Annotated in this window: 18 protein-coding genes and 1 riboswitch; of the genes, 12 read left to right on the forward strand and 6 right to left on the reverse strand. The window is 30.8% G+C overall.

Features of this window, described 5'->3' with window-relative positions; all coding sequences use genetic code 11:
- The first annotated feature begins 164 nt into the window (after nucleotides 1-164).
- From hpt to KGF38_RS18000, 4 genes are all read left to right on the forward strand, one after another.
- Nucleotides 165-704 (forward strand): hypoxanthine phosphoribosyltransferase, encoded by a 540-nt coding sequence (gene hpt, locus KGF38_RS17985; RefSeq protein WP_054271683.1) that lies wholly within the window; start codon nucleotides 165-167, stop codon nucleotides 702-704.
- A 220-nt stretch (nucleotides 705-924) separates the two neighbouring features.
- Nucleotides 925-1458, forward strand: coding sequence for a sigma-70 family RNA polymerase sigma factor (locus KGF38_RS17990; RefSeq protein WP_079770295.1), 534 nt, complete (start codon nucleotides 925-927; stop codon nucleotides 1456-1458).
- 62 nt (nucleotides 1459-1520) lie between these two features.
- The gene (locus tag KGF38_RS17995) at nucleotides 1521-2738 is read left to right on the forward strand and encodes a DUF4179 domain-containing protein (RefSeq protein ID WP_074179790.1); all 1218 of its coding nucleotides are present in this window, start codon (nucleotides 1521-1523) and stop codon (nucleotides 2736-2738) included.
- Between the two features lie 103 nt (nucleotides 2739-2841).
- A complete protein-coding gene (locus KGF38_RS18000; RefSeq protein WP_227832612.1) occupies nucleotides 2842-4527 on the forward strand; it encodes an exosporium protein in 1686 nt (561 codons plus the stop codon).
- A 78-nt stretch (nucleotides 4528-4605) separates the two neighbouring features.
- Here the strand turns inward: KGF38_RS18000 and dapB (KGF38_RS18005) are convergent, their stop codons facing one another.
- The gene (dapB, locus tag KGF38_RS18005) at nucleotides 4606-5361 is read right to left on the reverse strand and encodes a 4-hydroxy-tetrahydrodipicolinate reductase (RefSeq protein ID WP_227832613.1); all 756 of its coding nucleotides are present in this window, start codon (nucleotides 5359-5361) and stop codon (nucleotides 4606-4608) included.
- A 341-nt stretch (nucleotides 5362-5702) separates the two neighbouring features.
- Between dapB (KGF38_RS18005) and KGF38_RS18010 the strand changes: the two genes are divergently transcribed.
- A complete protein-coding gene (locus tag KGF38_RS18010) occupies nucleotides 5703-6692 on the forward strand; it encodes an SPFH domain-containing protein (RefSeq protein WP_167639849.1) in 990 nt (329 codons plus the stop codon).
- A gap of 113 nt (nucleotides 6693-6805) precedes the next feature.
- Here KGF38_RS18010 and dapD read toward each other — a convergent pair whose 3' ends face one another.
- The 5 genes from dapD to dapA (KGF38_RS18035) all read right to left on the reverse strand — a co-directional run bounded on the left by dapD (nucleotide 6806) and on the right by dapA (KGF38_RS18035) (nucleotide 11842).
- Nucleotides 6806-7522 (reverse strand): 2,3,4,5-tetrahydropyridine-2,6-dicarboxylate N-acetyltransferase, encoded by a 717-nt coding sequence (gene dapD / locus KGF38_RS18015; RefSeq protein WP_021386275.1) that lies wholly within the window; start codon nucleotides 7520-7522, stop codon nucleotides 6806-6808.
- Nucleotides 7523-7710: 188 nt separating this feature from the next.
- The gene (dapB, locus tag KGF38_RS18020; RefSeq protein ID WP_054271677.1) at nucleotides 7711-8460 is read right to left on the reverse strand and encodes a 4-hydroxy-tetrahydrodipicolinate reductase; all 750 of its coding nucleotides are present in this window, start codon (nucleotides 8458-8460) and stop codon (nucleotides 7711-7713) included.
- 66 nt (nucleotides 8461-8526) lie between these two features.
- Nucleotides 8527-9414 carry a 4-hydroxy-tetrahydrodipicolinate synthase gene (gene dapA, locus KGF38_RS18025; RefSeq protein ID WP_003422063.1) on the reverse strand — a complete coding sequence of 296 codons (888 nt, stop codon included), beginning with the start codon at nucleotides 9412-9414 and terminating at the stop codon, nucleotides 8527-8529.
- 116 nt (nucleotides 9415-9530) lie between these two features.
- On the reverse strand, nucleotides 9531-10532 hold the full coding sequence (locus tag KGF38_RS18030; protein ID WP_054271676.1) for an aspartate-semialdehyde dehydrogenase: 1002 nt from the start codon (nucleotides 10530-10532) through the stop codon (nucleotides 9531-9533).
- Nucleotides 10533-10709: 177 nt separating this feature from the next.
- A riboswitch (Lysine riboswitch) is annotated at nucleotides 10710-10883 on the reverse strand.
- 77 nt (nucleotides 10884-10960) lie between these two features.
- The gene (dapA, locus tag KGF38_RS18035; RefSeq protein WP_054271675.1) at nucleotides 10961-11842 is read right to left on the reverse strand and encodes a 4-hydroxy-tetrahydrodipicolinate synthase; all 882 of its coding nucleotides are present in this window, start codon (nucleotides 11840-11842) and stop codon (nucleotides 10961-10963) included.
- 322 nt (nucleotides 11843-12164) lie between these two features.
- On the opposite strand from dapA (KGF38_RS18035), the gene KGF38_RS18040 reads away from it, so the two are divergent.
- From KGF38_RS18040 to KGF38_RS18070, 7 genes are all read left to right on the forward strand, one after another.
- The gene (locus tag KGF38_RS18040) at nucleotides 12165-13358 is read left to right on the forward strand and encodes an L-serine ammonia-lyase (protein ID WP_054271674.1); all 1194 of its coding nucleotides are present in this window, start codon (nucleotides 12165-12167) and stop codon (nucleotides 13356-13358) included.
- Nucleotides 13359-13563: 205 nt separating this feature from the next.
- Nucleotides 13564-14682 (forward strand): N-acetyldiaminopimelate deacetylase, encoded by a 1119-nt coding sequence (locus tag KGF38_RS18045; protein WP_054271673.1) that lies wholly within the window; start codon nucleotides 13564-13566, stop codon nucleotides 14680-14682.
- Nucleotides 14683-14812: 130 nt separating this feature from the next.
- Nucleotides 14813-15058: a small, acid-soluble spore protein, alpha/beta type gene (locus KGF38_RS18050; RefSeq protein ID WP_021386217.1), complete on the forward strand. Its 246-nt coding sequence runs from the start codon at nucleotides 14813-14815 to the stop codon at nucleotides 15056-15058.
- Nucleotides 15045-15791 (forward strand): class I SAM-dependent DNA methyltransferase, encoded by a 747-nt coding sequence (locus KGF38_RS18055; RefSeq protein ID WP_054271672.1) that lies wholly within the window; start codon nucleotides 15045-15047, stop codon nucleotides 15789-15791. The genes KGF38_RS18050 and KGF38_RS18055 overlap by 14 nt, the downstream gene beginning before the upstream one ends.
- A gap of 263 nt (nucleotides 15792-16054) precedes the next feature.
- The gene (gene hslO, locus KGF38_RS18060) at nucleotides 16055-16930 is read left to right on the forward strand and encodes an Hsp33 family molecular chaperone HslO (RefSeq protein WP_054271671.1); all 876 of its coding nucleotides are present in this window, start codon (nucleotides 16055-16057) and stop codon (nucleotides 16928-16930) included.
- A 279-nt stretch (nucleotides 16931-17209) separates the two neighbouring features.
- The gene (locus KGF38_RS18065; RefSeq protein WP_054271670.1) at nucleotides 17210-18010 is read left to right on the forward strand and encodes a PIG-L family deacetylase; all 801 of its coding nucleotides are present in this window, start codon (nucleotides 17210-17212) and stop codon (nucleotides 18008-18010) included.
- Between the two features lie 399 nt (nucleotides 18011-18409).
- A complete protein-coding gene (locus tag KGF38_RS18070; RefSeq protein ID WP_054271669.1) occupies nucleotides 18410-18976 on the forward strand; it encodes a hypothetical protein in 567 nt (188 codons plus the stop codon).
- Nucleotides 18977-19110: the final 134 nt, after the last annotated feature.

The raw sequence follows: 19110 nt of genomic DNA on the forward strand, positions 1-19110 counted from the left end.
TTTAGTATTAATATATGAACTACTTAAAATATAAGATACATTGTTAATAATTGTTGAATGCACTTAAAAACTCAATAATATTGGCTAATATTGAATAAGAGTATTGAAAAAGTGAGCAATCTCTTATAAAATTAAGAAGGATTATTACAATTGGAGGTCTTTTTATGGATATAGAAGCAAAAAAATGGGAAGTGTTGTATTCAGAAGAAAAAATTAAAGATAAATTAAAAGAATTAGGAGCAGTTATAGAAAAAGACTATAAAGATAAAAATCTTATGGTAGTTTCTCTATTAAAAGGTAGCTTTATATTTTGTGCGGACTTAGTTAGAAATATAAATTTACCTCTTAGAGTTAATTTTATGACTACATCTAGTTATGGAAATAGTGAAGAAAGTACTGGTAAAGTAAAAGTAGTTGCAGATGTTACTACTGATATAGCAGGATATGATGTATTAGTCGTAGATGATATTACCGATTCTGCCTTAACTATGGATTTTGTATTAAAGCATTTAAAAGCTAAAAACCCAGCTAGTTTAAAATGTTGTGTTCTTTTGGACAAACCAAGTAGAAGAAAAGTAGATTTAGTGCCAGATTATTGTGGATTTGAAATAGAAGATAAGTTTGTAGTCGGGTATGGATTTGATTTTGGTGATTACTATAGAAATGTTCCTTATATATTCAATGTTACAGATGAAGATAGATAAGCAATTATATAATTTTGTGGATGCCTCAATATGATTTTTATTAATCGTGTTGAGGCATTTTTCATTTGAAAAGTAATTTAAAGTAGGATTAGTTTAATTTTATATGGCTTAACTAGTTTTATTTTTATAAATATAATAAAAAAATTTAAAATAAGTGATAGGAAATGAGATTTTTAATTGTATTAGTAGTTGTAAAGGCTTTTACAAAGGAGGTATTAACTTGGAGGATAAACTGATAATCAAAAATATAAAAAAGAAAAAAGAAAAAGGGATGGAAATGCTTATTGATGAGTATGGAAATTTTATAGCATCTATAGTTAGAAGAACTCTTGCTAATGCTAGGATTTATGAGGAAGAGTGTATAGATGATGTACTTTTATCAATATGGAATAACATAGAAAAATTTGATAGTGAAAAAAATTCCTTTAAAAATTGGATAGGTTCTATCTCTAAATATAGAGCAATCAATTATAGGAAAAAGTACACAAACAATAATATGCACTTGGAATTGGAAGATAAAGAAATATCCTATATAGATAAAAAATTGTACAAAAAAGAAATTGAAGAAGAAATAAATGACCTTATAAGTACATTAAGTGATAAAGATGCAGAGCTCTTTAGAAAGTATTATTTAGAAGAGATATCTCTAAAAGACATAGCTATGCAAAATGAGACTACTGTTGAGAATTTACATAATAGACTTTCAAGGGGCAGAAAAAAGATGAAAATTCATTTAAATAAGAAGAAAGCTTAAATATAAAATGGATAATAGTAAATATTTGAATATAAAAAATATAGAAGAAAAGGAGATTTTTTATGAAAGATAAATTTGATTTATTTAATGAGACAAATATAAATATAGAAGAATATGATGACATTGTATTGAGTAGTGAAGAAAAAGAGGAGATGAAAAAGAGAATGAAATCTAAGGTTAAATATAATAAGAGTAATAATTTTAAGAGATATGCTCTTGTAGGAGGATTATCAGTAGTTATTTTAGGTACATCTGCATTTACTAATGAAACTACCTTAGCATACATGCAACATATAGGAAAACAAATAGAATACTTCTTTAATAAAGATACTGAAGAACTCAAACCTTATAAAAACATTGTAGACAGTGTTGTTACAGATAAAGGAATAAGTATAACATTAAATGAGATTATGCTTGGAGAAGGGGAGCTATTTTTAAATATAAGTGTTGATGATAGTAAGCTTGATAAAGATGCCTTGGGTTTAAAGAAAGAAAATGGATTCTTGGGAATTGATGATATTAAAATTAAAGTTGGAGATATGAACTTTGTTTCAGTATCAGGTCCTTCTACATCAGAAAAAAATAAAGATGGAACTACTAATATGGTTATGACATGCAAACTTGAGAATTTGGATAAAGATGGAGATGGAAAAAGTGATGTAGAAAATTTTGATTTATTGAAAAATGTAGATTTAAATAAAGATTATGATATAAGTATAAGCATAAATAAAGTTGAGTATGAGTTAAACAAGAGTATAAAGACATCAAAAGAGATAGAGATAGGAAACATGGGAGGAGTAGAAGGTGAGCACTTAAATGGGTATCTTAGTGGAACTTGGGAATTTAATACTAGTATAAATGGTTCAAATATAGCTAAAGATACAAGAATTTATAATGTCGACAAGAATGTACGATTAAAAAATAAAAACGTTGATATAGATTTAGTATTAAAAGAAGTGAGGGTTTCTCCAACGAAGATTAAAGTAATGTATGGATTCAAAGTTAATAAATATAATTTTGCTAAAGATGATAAACTTTCAAAAACATTAGGATTTGAACTTAAAGATGCAAGAAGAAAAAGTTTAGAGTTACTTAGTGGAGCAGGAGGATATAGTCTAGATTATTCTAAAGGTAATTATATTGAATCTTCTTTAGAGTATGAAGTCAAAAAAGATGTTAAAAAAATAAGTATTACTCCAATAATAGAGGATTGGAGCAAAGAAGTTAATAATATAGAGTCATTTAATAATCAAAGTATAGATATTGATATAAGTAAATAAATATATTCTCACATAAGAAATTGTCGATTCATATAATTATATAGAGTAATGCTTAATACTTATAGAGTATTGCTCTAATTTTAAAAGAGAGAGGATTTATTATATGAGTGATTACAATGACAATTCAGGGCCAAGTTTGTATCAAGATGTAGGGCCAACAGGACCAACAGGCCCGACTGGTCCAACTGGCCCAACAGGCCCTAAAGGAGCAACAGGAGCAACAGGGGCAAATGGAATAACAGGTCCAACAGGAAATACAGGAGCAACAGGAGCAAATGGAATAACAGGTCCAACAGGAAATACAGGAGCAACAGGAGCAAATGGGGCAACTGGAGAAACAGGCCCTAGAGGAGCAACAGGAGCAACAGGGGCAAATGGAATAACAGGTCCAACAGGAGCAACAGGAGCAACAGGGGCAAATGGAATAACAGGCCCAACAGGAAACAAAGGAGCAACAGGGGCAAATGGAGTAACAGGTTCTACAGGTCCAACAGGAAATACAGGAGCAACAGGAGCAAATGGAATAACAGGAGCAACAGGAGCGACAGGGGCAAATGGAATAACAGGGCCAACAGGAGCAACAGGCGCAACCGGAGCGACAGGAGCAAATGGAATAACAGGGCCAACAGGAAATACAGGAGCAACAGGGGCAAATGGAATAACAGGAGCAACAGGTCCAATAGGAGTAAATGGAGCAACAGGACCAACAGGAAATACAGGTCCAACAGGAGCAAATGGAATAACAGGAGCAACAGGTCCAATAGGAGCAACAGGTCCAACAGGAGCAGATGGAGAAGTAGGTCCAACAGGAGCAGTAGGAGCAACAGGTCCAGATGGGGCAGTAGGTCCAACAGGAGAAGTAGGTCCAACAGGACCAACGGGTATAGATGGAGCAACAGGAGTAACAGGTCCAACAGGAGCAACGGGAGCAACAGGCGTAGATGGAGCAACAGGTCCAACAGGAGCAACAGGAGTAACAGGAGAGACAGGAGCAACAGGTCCAGATGGGGCAACAGGAGCAACCGGAGCAGATGGAGAGGTAGGCCCAACAGGAGCAACAGGAGCGACAGGAGCAGATGGAGCAGTAGGTCCAACAGGTCCAACCGGAATTACAGGAGAAACGGGAGCAACCGGAGCGGTAGGAGCAACAGGCCCAACAGGAGCAGATGGAGTAGCAGGAGCAACAGGGGCAACAGGAGCAACAGGAGCAGATGGAGCAGTAGGTCCAACAGGAGCGACAGGAGCGACAGGAGCAGATGGAGTAGCAGGAGCAATAGGTCCAACAGGACCAACTGGAGCAAATGGAGCAACAGGGGCAACAGGAGCAACAGGGGCAACAGGAGCAGATGGAGCAACAGGCCCAACAGGTCCAACAGGAGCAACAGGGGTATTAGCATCAAATAATGCACAGTTTGTAGTATCTTCTACAACCTTATCAAATAATTCATTAGTTACATTTAACTCATCATTTATAAATGGAACTAATATAACTTTACCAACAAGTAGTACTATAAATCTTGCAGTTGGAGGAATATACAATGTATCTTTTGGTGTACGTGCTACACTTTCACTTGCAGGGTTTATGTCAATAACTACAAACTTTAATGGAACAGCTCAAAATAACTTTATTGCAAAAGCAGTAAATACTCTTACTGCATCAGATGTAAGTGTAGGACTGGACTTCTTGGTTGATGCCAGAGCAGCAGCTGTTACTTTAAGCTTTACTTTTAACTCAACAACATCAGGTACTTCTGCTGCTGGATTTGTTTCAGTATATAGAATACAATAATATATATTAAAATCTCAATCTATTTAAATGTTTATACTTGAATATCTAAATAGATTGAGATTTATTATGTATAAAAAACTATCCTAATATGTCTGACATTTTATAAAGTCCAGATTGTTTACCAACTAAGAATTTAGCTGCAACTATAGAACCGTTTGCAAACACCTCATCAGATTGAGAATGATGACTTAATGTAAGAACTTCATTATCACCTGCAAATATAACATCATGGTCACTGATTATATTGCCTCCTCTTATAGAGTGTATTCCAATTTCGTTTGCTTTTCTTTTGCAATCCCTACCATATCTTCCATGTTTATTTATACTTTCAGGCAACACTTCTTTAATTGCATTTGCTATCATAGTAGCAGTTCCACTAGGAGCATCTTCTTTTCTATTGTGATGTTTTTCTATAATTTCAATATCAAAACCATTTAGCATTTTTGATGCATCTTTAACCAATTTTATTAATATATTTACTCCAAGAGATGTATTTGATGATAATAATATAGGAATATTTTTTGATGCTTCTTCTATTCTGTTTAAATCACTCTCATCATAGCCAGTAGTGGCTAATACTACAGGTACATTATTTTTTAGCGCATATGATAATATTGGTTCTAAAGTTTTATGATGTGAAAAATCTATTATGACATCAGCTTTTTCAGTAACATCAGTCATTGTCTTATAAAGTTTTGTATCACCATAGCAACCTTTTTCATCAGCAGACCTAGCTACCCCACACACTAGTTCTAATTCACTATCTTTTTTTACACATTCTGCTAGTACTCTTCCCATTGTTCCATTATAACCACTAATTATAACTTTCAACATAAATTCCTCCTATTAAATTAATAAAAATTTGTTGTATTACTATAAGTTTATTTTATCACTAATACAATTTATATAAAATAATATTAGTGATATTAGGGTTATAGTTTACTGGATATTTAAAAAAGAGTGCCTAAATTTAATATATATTAAATTTAAGTTCATATTTCATAAAATTCGCTTAAAAATCAATATTAATATATTAAAAGCTCTAAAGATGTGTATATGTAAAGATAGATAAAAATTTAAAGTATTAACTTTAAACTCAACATTTAAGGTATTAAAAGTGATATTATTAAATTAGAAATATCTTAACTTAATATACTAAGATGGGAGTGATAGATATGTTAAAAGAAGAGAAGACTTATCAAGAGAAAGAAGCAAAGACATTTAATGGAGTAATGGCTTTGATAATGATTATCTTATTTTTAGTAGTTTCAATAGCTATTATGGTTTTTGGAATAATAAAACTTGATAGTGGCTTTGCTGGGATAGGTTCACTTATGTTAATTTCAGGGCTTGTATTTATACTGGTAGATTTTATCCTATGTTTTGGACTAAAGATGATTAATCCTAAGGAAGCTATAGTTCTTGTTTTGTTTGGTAACTATTATGGGACTATAAAAAAAGAAGGATACTATTGGGTAAATCCATTTTGTTCTGCAATAAATCCAACATCATCAGGAATTAATATATCAAAATCTTCATCTGATGAAAAAGTAGATATATCATCTAATCCAAGAGGGAAAAAAGTATCTTTAAAAACAATGACTCTTAATAATGAAAAGCAGAAAGTTAATGATTTATTAGGAAATCCGATTATAATAGGAGTTGTTGTAATTTGGAAGGTTGTAGATGCAACAAAGGCAGTATTTAATGTGGATAATTATAATACATTTTTATCTATTCAATGTGATTCGACTATTCGTAATGTTTCAAGACTTTATCCATACGATGTATCTGAAGATGGAGATGAGAAATCTCTTCGTGGTAGTAGTCAAGAGATAGCTGATAAATTAAAAGACGAATTACAATCAAGAGTTGATATTGCAGGAATTGAAGTGTGTGAAGTAAGAATTACTCACCTTTCTTATGCGCCAGAAATTGCAGCAGCAATGTTACAACGTCAACAAGCAGAGGCTATAATAGCAGCACGTAAAAAGATTGTTGAAGGGGCTGTAAGTATGGTAGAAATGGCACTAACTAATTTAAGTGAAAATAATGTTGTAACTTTGGATGAAGAACGTAAAGCAGCTATGGTAAGTAATCTATTGGTTGTTCTTTGTGGTAATAAAGATGCACAACCAGTAGTAAATAGTGGTTCAATATATTAATCTAGGGTAAAGTTAAGACATTTTAAATAATTTCAAATATCCTAAAAAGAGGGTGTCTCTAATGAATTAAATTCATGTTGAGACACCCTTTTGCTTATACATTACTTATTTAATTAATCTAAATTTCTAAGGTCATCCATAAGTTTAGTCTTGTCAGCCGTTTTTTCATCTTTCATTTTTATAACTTTAGCAGGAGAACCAGCAACAACAGCACCAGCTTCTACATCAGTAGTTACAATAGCACCAGCTGCAACAACAGCACCTTTACCGATTCTAACACCTTCAAGAATAACTGCATTAGCTCCTATTAAAACATCATCTTCAACTATAACAGGAGTAGCAGAAGGTGGCTCTAAAACACCAGCAACAACAGCTCCAGCACCTAAATGAACATTTTTACCAAGAGTACCTCTAGCTCCAATAACAGCATTCATATCTACCATAGAACCTTCACCAATAACAGCTCCTATATTTATAACAGCTCCCATCATTACAACAGCATTTTTTTCTATAGTAACCATGTCTCTTATTATTGCACCTGGCTCGATTCTTGCATGTTCACTTAAAGTATTTTTTAGAGGAATAGCAGAATTTCTTCTATCGTATTCTACATGAGTATCTATTATATCTTTACCATGTTTATCTAATACTTCCATTATATCTTCATAGTCACCTATAAATATATAAGAACCATTGCATCCAAATACTTTGAATTTATCAGTTGATTGGAAATGTAAAGAGTTAGTATTTACATATACCTTAACAGGTGTTTTCTTTTTAACTTCTTTTATATATCTTGCTATTTCATAAGCATCGTTTAAATTTACCATTTGTTAATTCTCCTTGTATTTCATTATATTTCTTTTATTATATACTTATTTATCAATTTTAGTATATACTTACTTTTCATTATTTACATTTATTTTACAGATTTTTTATCATATAAGCATAGTATCAAATAAATTTATCTATTGTATATATTTGAGTTAAACTGTGTGTCCTCATTATATTATTGTTATTATCCTAACATGCTGTCCATATTATAAAATCCTGGTTTTTGTTTAACTAAGTATTTAGCAGCAGCTATAGAACCACTTGCAAAGATACCACGAGATTGGGCTTGATGGCTTATTGTAAGGACTTCATTATCTCCTGCAAATAGAGCATCATGTTCACCAACAATATTTCCACCTCTTATAGCATGAATACCAACTTCGTTTGGTTGTCTTTTTGCGCTACGACCATATCTACCATAATTATTTTCAACATTTGGTAAAACCTCTTTTATAGCGTTAGCAATCATAACAGCTGTGCCACTTGGGGCATCTACTTTTCTGTTGTGATGTTTTTCTATTATTTCTATATCAAATCCTTCTAATAATTTAGCTGCATCTTTAACTAATTTCACTAATACATTTACACCAAGAGACATATTATATGATTGGAATACAGGAATAACTTTAGCCGCTTCATGTATTTTGTTCATTTCTTCATCATTATATCCAGTAGTAGCAATTACTAAAGGTGTCTTAGTCTTTAAAACATAAGATAAGATATTATCTAAATTAGAGTGATGAGAAAAATCTATAACTACATCAACTTCTTCAACTATAGTGCTCATGTCTTCGTAGATTTTAAGGTCACCTTCACAACTATCCATACCTCTAGCTGCAACACAAACCAATTCTAATTCACTATCTTCTCTTATAGTATCGGCTAAAATCTTACCCATTTTTCCATCATAACCAGTTGCTATAACTTTTAACATAATTTCCTCCTATGATTAAGGGCTAACTTTTGACCAAACCTATTTTTTACCATGCATCAATTTTTACTATGCATTAACTTTTAGTCCAAAGTTAACTAATTCTTTCTTTAATACTTCTAAATTTGCTGGGTCCATTTCTGCTAGAGGTAATCTTAAATCTCCAACATTGAATCCTAGTAAATTCATTGCAGTCTTAACTGGTATAGGATTTACTTCTATAAATAAAGCTGCTATTAGAGCATCCATACCAAGTTGTAATTTTCTAGAACCTTCTATATCGCCTTCAAAGAATTTGGCTACTAAATCGTGAGTTTCTTGAGGGCAAACATTAGCAAGTACTGATATAACTCCTTGACCTCCTAAAGATAATAAAGGAAGTATAGTATCATCATTACCAGAGTAGATAGCAAAATCATCTGGAACTAAACTAGCTATTTCTGCAACCTGTCCTAGGTCTCCACTAGCTTCTTTTACAGCAACTATATTATCTATTTTAGCAAGTTCAACTATAAGGCTAGGACTTATATTTACACAAGTTCTTCCAGGGACATTGTAAAGTATAATTGGAAGTTTGACACTGTTAGCTATTGTTTCAAAATGACGTTTAAGTCCAGCTTTATTAGCTTTATTGTAATAAGGAGTTATGATTAATAGAGCATCTACTCCTAATTTTTCAGCTTCTTGGCTTAGATTAACTGAGTGCATAGTATCATTAGAACCACTTCCAGCTATAACAGGAACTCTTTTATTAACTTTTTCTACAACATACTTAATAGTAGCAAGTTGTTCTTCATCAGTCATAGTATTAGCTTCACCAGTAGTACCACAAGATACTATAGCATCAGTACCATTAGCTATCTGGTATTCAACCAATTCGCCTAATTTGTCAAAATCAACTTTGTTATCCTTTGTAAATGGTGTAACTAGAGCAACAGCAGAACCTTTAAATATCATATAAAATCAATCCCCTCTTTTTTATTTTTGTGTTTTATATTACAGTTACTTCTAATGCTTGTTTTTATATTATTATTAATATTTTACAAAATTATATATTTATACAAGTTTGTATATTATACTAAATCGTATGATAAAGCCATTTCAGCTATTTGAATTGCATTAGTTGCAGCACCTTTTCTGATATTGTCAGCTACAACCCAAAGATTTACACCATTGTCAACACTGAAGTCTCTTCTTATTCTTCCAACAAATACTTCATCTCTATTGTCAAATTCTACAGCAGTTGGATATTCATTATTAGCAGGATTATCAACTACTACAACCCCTGGAGCTTCTTCAAGTGTTTTTACCAAGTCTTCTAATTCAAATGGATTGTTAAATTCAACGTTTATAGATTCACTATGACCATTTCTCACTGGAACTCTTACAGTAGTTGCAGTTATTTTTAAGTCGTAATTATTAAGTATTTTCATAGTTTCATTTACCATTTTCATTTCTTCCTTAGTATATCCATTTTCAGTAAATGAATCTATATGAGGAAGACAATTGTAAGATATTTGGTGAGGGTAGAATCCAGTAGGATTACCATTCATCCCTTTCTCTAAATCTTCAACACCTTTAACACCAGAACCAGATACAGCTTGGTAAGTAGAGTATACTACTCTCTTAATTTTGTACTTATCATCAAGTGGCTTAAGAGGAACCATAGCTTGTATAGTAGAGCAGTTAGGATTAGCTATTATGCCCTTGTGTTCTTTTATTGCTTCAGGATTTACTTCAGGAACTACTAAAGGAACATCTGGGTCCATTCTCCAGTGACTAGAATTATCCACTACTAAGATTCCATTTGATGCTGCTATTGGAGCATACTTTTCACTAATACTTCCTCCAGCAGAGAATAGTGCTATTTGTATACCTCTATCAGTAAATGAAGTTTCCTTTAATTCTTCTACTATATATTCTTTACCACAAAATATTACTTTAGAACCAGCTGATTTAGAAGAAGAGAATAAAAATAGATTTTCTATTGGAAAATTTCTTTCTTCTAATACTTTTAAAAATGTTCTACCTACCATTCCAGTAGCACCAACTATCGCTACATTTACTTTTTTCATATAAATTCACCCCAATTTTAAATTATTAAAACATTATTTTATTTGATTTTAGTTATACAAGTAAGATATGTTAATATTTTTTTATATCCAAAAACTTTAATATTATATTAACAACTTTAATTATATACAAAAAACGTACAAAGGTATACTTTGTACGTCTAATTTATCACTCAAAGTAAACCCTGTAGCTCATCACTTATAATATAAGTGACAGTATTACACATGTTATGTGTAATCCCAGAAAATATAATTGCAAGAAATATTTTCTTCGGCTGTAAATCCTTTTTCCAATCATTAACGCCTGCCAGCTACTATTGGATACTCTTAGTTACAGCTACCTCTACCCTAGGTTAATAGGATATTAAAATTTGATTATTCTAATAATAATACATATTTAAGAAAAAATCAACTTATTTATATAAATATTGCTAAAATTTAAATCCAAAATTTGTCAATTCTTGTTTTAATACATTAAGATTAGTTTCTTCCATTTCAGCTAGAGGAAGTCTTAAATCTCCAACATTAAAACCTAAAATATTCATGGCAGTTTTAACTGGCACTGGATTTACTTCTATAAATAAGGCAGCAATTAAAGCATCCATATCAAGTTGTAATTTTTTTGAGCCTTCAATATCACCTTTAAAGAATTTAGTTACTAAGTCATGTGTCTCCTTAGGGCAAATGTTAGCAAGCACAGAGATAACACCACTTCCACCTAATGATAATAGTGGTAATATAGTGTCATCATTACCGGAGTATATAGCAAAGTCTTCAGGTACTAATTTAGCTATTTCTGCAACTTGAGCTAAATCTCCACTTGCTTCCTTTACAGCAACTATATTATCTATTTTAGCAAGTTCAGCCACAACAGATGGCTTTATATTTACTTTAGTTCTTCCAGGTACATTGTATAAAATAATTGGTAACTTAACGCTATTTGCTATTGTTTCAAAGTGAAGTTTAAGACCTTTTTCATTAGTCTTATTATAGTAAGGAGTTATTATTAAAAGTCCATCAACTCCTAATTTTTCAGCTTCTTGACTCATATGAACAGACAACATAGTATTGTTTGAACCAGTACCTGCAATGACAGGTATTCTTTTGTTAACTTTTTCAACTGTATATTTTATTACAGCAAAAATTTCAGATTCACTCATAGTAGTTGCCTCACCTGTTGTTCCACAAACAACTAGTGCATCTGTGTCATTCTCAATGTGGTATTCGATTAATTCACCTAATTTTTCGAAGTTGACATTATTATCCTCTGTGAATGGGGTAACTAAAGCAACAGCAGAACCTTTAAATAACATATAATCAAATCTCCTTTTTTATCTAAATTTAATTTTTTAAGTACAATAATAATTATAGTACAAATTAATTAATTTTAATAGGTATAGTTAATATCTTAACTGTTTAAATAAGATATTTATATTATATTAATATTAGAAAAATTTGAAATAAATGTTTTATTCTCAAAATATGCATATTAATTTAATAAAATATACCAAAATGGAAATAAAAAATAAATTTTATGCGAATTTAATAACTAATAATTAATATATTTAGGTTATAATAAATATGTGCGTAAAATCTAATAATAAGTAATAATACCGTAAATTTAGGAGGAATAATATGGATACTTTAAAGGAACTTTTTAAAATAGGAAGTGGACCTTCAAGTTCTCATACTATGGGACCACAAAGAGCAGCAGAAAGATTTAAAAATGAAAATCCAGATGCAGAAAGTTTTAGAGCAATATTATATGGTAGTTTGGCAGCCACAGGTAAAGGTCACTTAACTGACTATATAATTGAAAAAACGATATCGCCAAAAAAAGTTGAAATCGTTTGGGAAGAAGATATTATAAAAGATTTTCATCCAAATGGAATGAAGTTTGAAGCTTTAGATAAAGAAGGAAATGTAACGGCTGAATGGACTGTATATTCTGTAGGTGGAGGAACTATAGCAGAAGAAGGTCAAAGAAATAGCAAAAGCAACAGTATATATCATCTAGATACTATGGATGAGATAGTAAAATGGTGTAAGGAAAATAATAAGACTTTAGTAGATTTTGTGTTGGAATGTGAACCAGAAGACATAAAAGATTATATAAAAACTATAAAAGATGCTATGAGAAAATCTATTGATGATGGATTAAGCACAGATGAAATAATACCAGGTAAATTATTATTAAAAAGAAGAGCAAGTACGTTTTATAATGCATACCAAAAAGATAAAAACTTCTCAACACTTGTATATGCATATGCACTAGCAGCTTCTGAGCAAAATGCTTCTGGTAATATCATAGTTACAGCGCCAACTTGTGGTTCTGCTGGTGTAATTCCAGGAATATTCTTTGCAATGCAAGATTTCTATAAGTATGATGACCAAAAAATAATTGAAGCACTACTTGTGGCTGGGATAATAGGTAATATAATAAAAACTAACGCATCAATATCTGGAGCAGAGGTAGGGTGTCAAGGTGAGGTTGGTGCAGCTTGTTCTATGGCAGCAGCGGCAGTAGCATACTTAAAAGGTGGTACTATAGACCATATTGAATATGCAGCAGAAATAGCACTTGAACATCATCTAGGAATGACTTGTGACCCTGTATATGGATACGTTCAAATTCCATGTATAGAAAGAAATGCTATGGCAGCTCAAAGAGCTTATGATGCAGCTAATTATGCATTATTAACTGATGGCTCACATTCTGTCTCCTTGGACCAAGTTGTTGAAACAATGAAAGAAACTGGTATAGACATGATGGATAAATATAAAGAAACTGCTAAGGGTGGACTTGCTAAACATTTCTTCTCTTGCTAAAAAATAAAATTTTTAAGTAATAATTCCCCTGTTTTGATTTATGAAACAGGGGAATTATTATTAATGGTGAATTATTTAATAATGCAAAATATTTTTATATTAAATTTAATTTTTTACTTTTAATTAGTATAGTTTGTTATATAATGTTTTAATTATGAGGGATATAGAAATATTTTTTAATAAATTAAAATTTGGAGGAGATTACATGAGAGAGGCATCATATTTACAAGAGCAACTTTATAAACATAGAAAGGCATTAAATCCAATTGCAGAGATTGGAAGAAAAGAATATAAGACTTCAAAATACATAAGAGATTATCTTGATAAATTGGGGATTAAGTATGAAGTTTACTTAGAAACAGGTATAGTAGGAATAATAGAAGGCAAAAAACCTAAAAAAGATATAGCTTTTAGAGCAGATATAGATGGGCTTCATAGTGAGGAAGGTGTAAAGCATTTATGTGGTCATGATGGACATGCCACTATATTACTTGGATTAATTGAATATTTGAATGATAACAAAGAACAACTGAATGATAATATAGTATTCATATTCCAACCAGCAGAAGAAGGTCCAGGGGGAGCAAAAGCTTTAATAAATGAAGGTGTACTTAGAAAATATAATGTTGATGAAATATATGGACTTCATATATATCCAGAGTTGCCAGAAGGTTATGTTGGTACAAGAGAAGGATACTTTATGGCTCAAATAGGAGACATTGATATAGAAATAGTGTCTAAAAGTGGACACGGTGCTATGCCACAAAATGGAATTGATGGGATAGTTATAGCTTCAAACTTTGTAAGTTCACTTCAAACTATAGTATCAAGAAATATAAGCCCAATAGACAATGCAGTATTGACTATTGGTAGAATTGAAGGTGGAGCTAGAAGAAACATAATAGCTGAAAATATAAAGATGGAAGGTACAATGAGATGCTTCAGCCCAGAAGTATATGAGAAGATGAAGCTTAGAGTTAGAGAACTTGCTAGAGGGTTTGAACTGGCTTATAACTGTAAGGTTAATATAAACATCATAGACGATTATATTGCTGTTAAAAATGACAAGGATTTATATCAAGAATTTGTAACAGCTGTTGGAAATGATAGTGTTGTGGAGTTAGAGCCACTTATGATATCAGAAGATTTTTCTTATTATCAAAAAGAAGTTCCAGGTTTATTTTTTATGTTAGGTTCAAGAAATGAGGAAAAAGGATTTGTAAATGGTCTTCATAATATAAACTTTAATTTTGATGAAAAGATATGTGTAAACGCACTGAATGTCTATGCGAAATTATTAAAATATAAAGGAGCTATAGATTAAGAAATAATTTATAAAAATTAAAAAGTAGAGATACTTAAATCTAAAAAGATGTGAATTGATAAATACCCCTTACATATTTGTATAAATTTCTTTTAATTGACAAAAATACAAATATGAAGGGGTGATTTTTTTGAAAGAAAATATGCAAAGAGAAAAGAAGATAACTAATGGTAAGAATACTAAAATATTGACAAATGATGATATAATGAAATATGAGATAGCCTCAGAACTAGGTCTTATGGATAAAGTTGGAGAACGTGGATGGGCAGGGCTTACAGCTAAGGAAGCTGGAAGAATTGGAGGTATGCTTACATCACGCAAAAAGAGGCTGAAAAAGATTGTGGAGGGGCAGAATAAAAAGGATGAGTCAATATAGCGATTTTGCGTTTGTATACGATGAACTTATGAATGAAGTTGATTATGAAGGCTGGGTTAAATATATAGAAGATATAATAGCTGATGAAGGTGTAAAAGTAAAAAATATATTGGAATTGGCATGTGGTACAGGTAATCTTACAATTCCATTAACTAAAAAAGATTATGATATAGCTGGTATCGATATATCTGATGAGATGCTTAGTGTAGCAAGAGAAAAAGCAGAAAAAGAAGGCGTAGAATTGGTTTTACTTCAACAAGATATATCAGAACTAGATTTTGAAATATCTGACTTAGATTGTGTGCTTTGTGCTTGTGATGGATTCAACTATATAACCTATGATGATGATTTGGAAAATGTATTTTCAAAGACATATGAATTATTAAAAAAAGATGGAATATTTATATTTGATATAAGTTCGTTTTATAAATTAGCCAACATATTAGGAAACAATATGTATGGTGAAAATAGAGATGATATAGCCTATATGTGGCAAAATTACTTTGATGATGAAGAAAATCTAATTGAAATGGAACTGACATTTTTTATTAAAGATGAAGATGGAAAGTTTGAAAGGTTTGAAGAAGTACATCAACAAAGGGCGTACACTGAAGATGAAATAGTTGATATGCTTAAAGAATCTGGATTTAAATATATAAAATCTTATGGAGATTTTACATTTAATGAACCTAATGAAGAAAGTCAAAGGATATTTTTTGTATGTAAAAAATAAGATATTTTTGTATGTAAAAAAATTTTGTATATAGAATATAAATGTCATATAAAAATACAACAAATACAAGTTTATATATTAAAACAAAGTGATGATGTTTTATGAACAGTTACTTTTTCATAATTATAAAGCTTTATAAATTGAGAGTAAATATAATATAGAAGAACCATTATCTAAGGTTAAAATAGGTAAGTATTTATAGATTGAAATTAAAATAGTAATATAGTGAAATTGGATAATTAACGAAATATGGAGGAATATGAATGAGAGATTATGTATTAAGAGCAACATCAGGAAATGGTCAAGTCAGAGCATTTGTTGCAACTACTAAAAACACAGTGGAAGAAGCTAGAAGATTACATGAAACTACAAAAGTAGCAACAGCAGCACTTGGAAGAACATTAACTGCAACATCTATAATGGGATTAATGATGAAAAATGATAGTGATAAATTGACTGTAATAATAAAGGGTGGAGGTCCAATTGGAACTATTATTGCAACAGCAGATTCTAAAGGTATGGTAAAAGGATATGTAGGAAATCCACAAGTAGAAGTGGAAGACTATCCAAATGGTAAGCTAAATGTAGCAGCAGCAGTAGGTACAGAAGGTGTTGTAAAAGTTATTAAAGACCTAGGTCTTAGAGAGCCATATAATGGTACTTATCCATTAGTAAGTGGAGAAATTGCAGAAGACTTTACTTATTACTTTGCAGTATCAGAACAAACTCCATCAGTAGTAGCTTTAGGTGTACTTACAAAAGAAGAAGAAGTTGAGTTTGCTGGAGGATTTATAGTCCAATTAATGCCAGATGCAGAAGAAGAGACGATTGCTAAATTAGAGGAAAATGTAGCAAAATTACCTTCAGTAACTAATCTATTAAAAGAAGGGAAAACTCCAGAAGATATATTAAATATTGTTTTAGATGGTTTGGAGCCTAAAATACTTGATACTTGTGAAGTTGGATTTATGTGTGAATGTTCAAAGGAAAGAGTGAAAACTGCTTTAGTTGCAATTGGTAAAAAATCATTAGCTGAAATAATAGAAGAAGATAAAAAAGCAGAAGTTGGTTGTCAATTCTGTAATAAGAAGTATATGTATAGTGAAGAAGAGTTACTTGAAGTTTTAAAAGAAATGTAGACTATGAAAATAGTCGTATCGATATAGTAATTAAAGTATAATTTATACAAAATAGACATATTTAGATTACAAATAAGCTTAATAAATTTTAAGAATTGGGAAGCTTTCTAGCTGTGATATTTGCAATATTGCGCTTAGAAGGCTTTTTTATTTTATTATAGTTCGTGTCAAAGATTGTATGAAACTATAAAATATTGTAAAATAATTTGTGTATTTCAACCTATTTGCCACAAGGGTTTATCAGATATTTGAATTGATAAGAAGGAGAAACTTTTAAATATGGAAAATAAAACAAAGCACATAGGCATAAGTATATTAATATTATTAATGATATTTTTGATTGCAAGGAATTTTGATGGAAAACTTGAGATGCCTATTCCTAAGAGTAATAGCAGGAAGTTTAAGTCAGCAGCAGTATTTTATCCTCAACATCAAGATGATGAAGTCTTATGGGGTGGAAGTGCAATTGTAGATGCTATAAAACAGTGTGGTGTAAATAATGTATATGTTGTACTAGTATCAGATGGTTCTGGGGTTAACGTTTTTAAGGCTAATACTAAGTTTAGAAACTTAACTAGAAAGCAAAAAGAGGAGCTTAGAAACAATGAATTTAAATCTGCGTTGGAAGAACTTGGGGTAAAACCTCAAAATGTGATTATACTTGCAGATATAGATAAAAAAGAAGGAACACATTATGAGTTAATGAAGAAGACTATATTAGATTTTGAGCATAAATTTAAAGGTAATGTAACTCATATAGCTCATCATTACAAGTATGATGACCATATAATGCATAGAAAAAATGGAGAAGTTTTAAAGAAGCTTAAGCGTGAGTGTAAGATACAAGATGACTTATATTTTATCAAGCCAAAATATGTGAAGTATATACCAAGAAATGAAAGAGCTATTTATAAAGCTGTGGATTTTAACGACTATAATAAAGTCAAGAGTGCATGTTATGAATATAAGGTTGTAAATTCAAAACGCAAAATGTATGGTATAGGATATATTTCAGCGCATAGCTATTTTGAACATCTTTTAAATGACCCTGAACTTACATCTGTGTTAAGTGAAGATTAATTTCTTGGAAGTAGTAGGTTACATTTGATATCTAAAGTGAAGTGTTTTAATTATGTGAAAAAGTATCTTATTTATGATTTTAGAATTATAGATAAGGTACTTTTTTGTGCAATTAATACAATTATATAAAATTTTGAATTTAAGAACTCTATATAATTTAATATCTATATAGTAATGATATTTATATAAAATAGATTCAATAATACTTATATAAAATAAATGTATTTTTCATAAAAATCAAACCCTACATTATACTACCATATAAAACCTACATGTTATAATTTGACCTGTGTTTATAAAAAATAAAAAAAACTAATAAAATAGTATTTTATTTACACATAATCACTACTATTATTTGCTTGGAAAAAATCTAGATAAAAACAATGTAGGAGGAAAGTTATGAATAATGAATTTATAATTTTAAAAGGATGTAAAGAGAATAATTTAAAAAATGTATCTTTAACAATACCTAAAAGAAAAATAACCATATTTACAGGTGTATCAGGTTCTGGAAAATCATCTATCGTGTTTGAGACAATTGCAAAAGAATCCCAACGTCAATTAAATGAAAGGTTTAGTACTTTTATAAGAAGTTTTTTACCTAGATATGGAGAAGTTAAAGCTGATTGTATAGAAAATCTATCAACACCAATTATCATAGACCAAAGTAGACTTGGTGGCAATTCAAGGTCAACTCTAGGGACTGTCACAGATGTAAATTCATTTTTAAGAACTTTATATTCAAGGTTTGGTAGTGAGTATATAGGTAATGCCAATATGTTTTCTTTCAATGATATTGAGGGTATGTGTCAACACTGTCATGGACTTGGAAAAAAACTAATTCCTAATATGAGTCAGATTCTTGATACTAATAAATCGCTAAATGAAGGAGCCATATTGCTTTCAGGATTTGGAGTAGGCTCTTGGCACTGGAATATATTTTCTGAATCAGGATTCTTTGATTAAAAAATAGCTACGCACACTCGTGACTTTAGTCGTGAGTTAGTAGCTAAAATAGTCAGTGTATAGGGAAACTTATATGTAGAGATAGGATAGAACCTATCCAATACTACTTGAATTGCTGGAAACCCCTAAAGCTA

Origin of the sequence: Clostridioides sp. ZZV14-6387, assembly GCF_020657835.1 — a bacterium.
GTDB classification, from domain to species: domain Bacteria; phylum Bacillota; class Clostridia; order Peptostreptococcales; family Peptostreptococcaceae; genus Clostridioides; species Clostridioides difficile_A.